The 4,387-nt window shown below is 66.6% G+C and carries 2 protein-coding genes; both read right to left on the bottom strand.

Annotation, left to right across the window (positions count from 1 at the left end):
- Nucleotides 1-3,117: efflux RND transporter permease subunit (locus tag CFR80_RS17110; RefSeq protein WP_048857216.1), on the bottom strand; the 3,117-nt coding region annotated here is incomplete at its 3' end.
- A 67-nt stretch (nt 3,118-3,184) separates the two neighbouring features.
- The coding region (locus tag CFR80_RS17105) for an MdtA/MuxA family multidrug efflux RND transporter periplasmic adaptor subunit (RefSeq protein WP_258367929.1) at nt 3,185-4,387 on the bottom strand (1,203 nt) is incomplete at its 5' end.

Here is a 4,387-nt window from a genome sequence, read left to right as displayed (position 1 = left end):
CCGCCGCGCGAGCTTCTGGCTGATTCCATCCATGAGGAGGTAGATGACTGGCGTAGTGAACAGTGTCAGCAGCTGGCTGACGGCGAGGCCGCCGACGATGGCGATGCCCAGAGGGCGGCGCAGTTCGGATCCGGTGCCGGTGCCCAGCATCATGGGCACGGCGCCCAGCATGGCGGCCAGCGTGGTCATGAGGATGGGCCTGAAGCGCAGCAGGGCGGCATGGCGGATGGACTGCAGCGAGGACATGCCCTCGACCCGCTCGGCCTCCAGCGCGAAGTCGATCATCATGATGGCGTTCTTCTTGACGATGCCGATCAGCAGTACGAGTCCGATGATGCCCATGACATCCAGCCCCGACCCCGTGACCCACAGCGCCAGCAGCGCGCCGATCCCGGCGGAGGGCAGGGTGGAGAGGATGGTGATGGGGTGGACGAAGCTTTCATACAGGATGCCCAGCACGATATAGACCGCGACCAGGGCGGCCAGCACCAGCCATGCCTCGTTGGACAGCGAACTGCGGAACGCCGCCGCCGTGCCCTGGAACGAGGTCTGGAAGCTGGATGGCAGGCTGATGTCCTTTGCCGCGCGTTCGATCGCATCCGTCGCATCCCCCAGCGCATAGCCGGGCCTGACGTTGAACGAGACGGTCGTGGCGGGGAACTGCCCCACATGGGTGATCAGCAGCGGCGCGGTATCCTGCGTCAGGGTGGTGACGGAGGCCAGCGGCACCAGCCCCGACGTGGGCGAACGCGTCGGCCCCGACGTGCTTTCGCCCGCATTGCCGCTGATGCCGGGCAGGTACATCTGGCTGAGCGATCCCATGTCCTGCTGGAAGGCGGGGGTTGCCTCCAGGATCACACGGTACTGGTTGGACTGCGTGAAGATGGTCGAGATCTGGCGCTGGCCAAAACTGTCATACAGCACGTTGTCGATGGTCTGGGGCGTGATGGAATACCGCGCCCCGGTTGTGCGGTCGAGGTCGACATGCGCCACAAGCCCCGCCGCCTGCAGGTCCGATGTCACGTCCGACAGGGCCTTTTCCTGCTGCAGCCGCGCGATGAACTTCGGCACCCATGTCGTGAACTGGCTGTAGTCGGGGTTTTCCAGCAGGAACTGGTACTGCGTCGCCGCGACCGAGGTATCGAGCGACAGGTCCTGCACCGGCTGCAGATACAGGTCCGCCCCCGCGATGTCCGCCGTTTCCGCGCGCAGGCGCGTGGCCACTTCCTGCGCGGTGGAGGTGCGGCTGTCCACCGGCTTGAGGTTGATCAGGAAGCGCCCCTGGTTCAGCGTCACGTTCTGCCCGTCCACCCCCACGAAGGAGGACAGGCTGGCCACGTCCGCGTCATGCAGGATCCGGTCGGCCAGTTCCTGCTGGTGGCGCTTCATTGCCGTGAACGACGTGGACTGCGCCATGACCGAGATCCCCTGGATCACGCCCGTGTCCTGTACCGGGAAGAACCCCTTGGGAATGACCACGGCCAGCACGCCCGTCAGCACCAGGGTCACACCGAATATGCCCAGCGTCAGCCGCTGGTGGCGCAGCACCACGTCCAGCGCGCGGCCATAGCCATTGATGGTCGCGACCGTCCAGCGTTCGACCGCGGCCGACCATGCCGGTTCGGCATGCTTCGTGTCGCGTTCATGCAGCAGGCGCGCGCACATCATCGGCACCAGCGTCAGCGACACCACGGCGGACAGGATGATGGTGACCGCCAGCGTCATGGCGAATTCATGGAACAGGCGGCCCACCACGTCGCCCATGAACAGCAGCGGGATCAGCACCGCGATCAGCGATACGGTCAGCGAGATGATGGTGAACCCGATCTCGCCCGCGCCCTTCAGCGCCGCCTCCATGCGGCTGTCGCCCATTTCGATGTAGCGGGCGATGTTCTCGATCATCACGATGGCATCATCCACCACGAAGCCCGTGGCGATGGTCAGCGACATGAGCGAGAGGTTGTCGAGCGAGAAGCCGAACAGGTACATGACCGCCAGCGTCCCCACCAGCGACAGCGGCACCGACAGGCTGGGGATCAGAGTTGCCGGCACGTTGCGCAGGAACACGAAGATCACGCCCACCACCAGCACCAGCGCCAGGCCCAGCTCGAACTCCACGTCCTCCACCGATGCGCGGATGGTCGTGGTCCGGTCGGTCAGGGGGGTGATGGTGATGCCCGGCGGCAGCGACTGCTGCAGGTGCGGCAGGGCGTATTTGATGTTGTCCACCACCGCGATCACGTTGGCGCCCGGCTGGCGCTGCACGTTCATGACCAGGGCGGGGGTGCGGTTGGCCCATGCGGCCAGTTCGGTGTTTTCGGGGCCGATCACCACGCTGGCCACGTCACGGATGCGCACCGGCCCGCTGTTCTGGTAGGCGATGACCTGGTTGAGCAGCTGGTCCACGCCGGTGATCTGCCCGTCGATGCGCAGCGTGGTCGCGCGCTGCGGGCCATCGAACGTGCCGGTGGGGGAATTGACGTTGACGTTGCCGATGGTCGTGCGCAGCGTGTCAAGGTCGATGCCGAACGAGGTCAGCTTGGGAATGTTGACCCTTACCCGCAGCGCCTTGCGGTTGCCGCCCGACAGCGTCACCAGCCCCACGCCCGAGATCTGGCTGATCTTTTCCGCCAGCCGGGTATCGACATAATCTTCCACTTCCGTCAGCGGCATCGTCTTTGACGTGATGCCCAGCGTCATGACCGGGGTGTCGGCGGGGTTGACCTTGGCATAGACGGGTGGGGCGGGCAGGTCGGTGGGCAGCAGCGAATTGGCCTGGTTGATCGCGGCCTGCACCTCCTGCTCGGCAATGTCCATGGTCATGGTCAGGCCGAAGCGCAGCGTGATGACCGACGCCCCGCCTGACGAGCGCGAGGTCATCTGCTCCAGCCCCGACATCTCGCCCAGCTGCGTCTCCAGCGGCGCGGTGACCGAGGTCGCCATCACGTCGGGGCTGGCGCCGGGATAGAAGGTCTGCACCGTGATGGTGGGGTATTCGACTTCCGGCAGGGCGGAGACGGGCAGGAAATGATACCCCAGCAGCCCCGCCAGCAGGATGGCCAGCATGAGCAGGGTGGTCGCGACCGGGCGGTGTATGAACAGGCGGGAGGGGTTCACGCGGCAATCTCCGGCGGCGGCAGGGGCAGGCGGTCAGGCAGGGAAGCGGGCGGACGGGCGCGCACGTCTAGCCTTTTTTCCCATGGCCGCCGTGGGCGGCATCGGACCCGGCGCCGGGGGCGGTGGCGTCGGGGATCGTCACCTTCACGCCATCGCGCAGGTGGTCCACGCCGTCGGTCACGACCCGTTCGCCGTCCTTCACGCCGTCGGTCACCACGGTCATGGTGTTGTTGGCGTGGCCGGTCTTCACGTTGCGCACCTCTACCGTGCTGTCGGCCTTGACCACATACACGAACTGCCCGTTCGGGCCGGTCTGCAGCGCGTTGGTGGGCACCAGCAGGGCGTCATGGTCGGTGCTGACCAGCAGGCGGGCGTTGACGAACTGGTTGGGGAACAGTTCCTCCTGCGAATTGGCGAAGATCGCGCGCATGCGCACCGTGCCGGTGGAGGTGTCGATCTGGCTGTCCAGCACGCTGACCTGCCCGGTGGCGATTCTGGTCAGGTTCGCGCTGTCCCATGCCTCGACCGGCAGCGGCGTGCCCTCGCGCAGGCGGGTGGCGACGGGGCCGATGTCGTTTTCGGGCAGGGTGAAGATGACGGAAATCGGCTGCATCTGCGTCAGGATCACCAGGCCGTTGGTCTGGCCGGCGGTGATGTAGTTGCCCATATCCACCTCGCGGATGCCCACGCGGCCATCGACCGGGGCCACGATGTGGCAGTAGGTGATCTGCAGCTTCTCGTTATCGACCAGCGCCTGGTCGGCCTTGACCGTGCCTTCCAGCTGCTCGACCTTGTACTGCTGGTCCTTCGCGGTCATGGCCGCGACGCTGTCCTGGCGGATCAGGCGCTGGTAGCGGGCGTTGTCCACGCGCGCGGCCTCCAGCTGGGCCACGTCCTGCGCCAGCTGGCCTTCATACTGCGCCAGCAGCACCTCGTACGGGCGGGTGTCGATCAGGGCCAGCAGATCGCCCTTGTGGACGTGCTGGCCCTCGGTGAACAGCACCTGCATGAGGTAGCCGTCAATGCGCGACTGCACGGTGACGTTGGTGATCGGCACCACCGTGCCCAGCTCCGTCAGCACCACCGGCATGTCGCCCCGGCCAATGGTCGCCACCGCCACCGGCTGGTCGCCGCCGGCCGCATGCCTGTGGCCACCGCCACCGGAATGCGGGCGAAGGAAGGCGACACCAAGCACAACCGCCAGCGCCCCGCTCGCCAGATAAAGGATGCGCCGCCCGCGCCGGGAGCTTCCCCCGGGGGGCGTGCCGGG

Source organism: Komagataeibacter oboediens, assembly GCF_003207815.1.
GTDB classification, from domain to species: Bacteria; Pseudomonadota; Alphaproteobacteria; order Acetobacterales; family Acetobacteraceae; genus Komagataeibacter; species Komagataeibacter oboediens.
The sequence above is the reverse complement of the archived record's forward strand: the minus strand, read 5'-3'. Positions and strand labels throughout refer to the sequence as shown.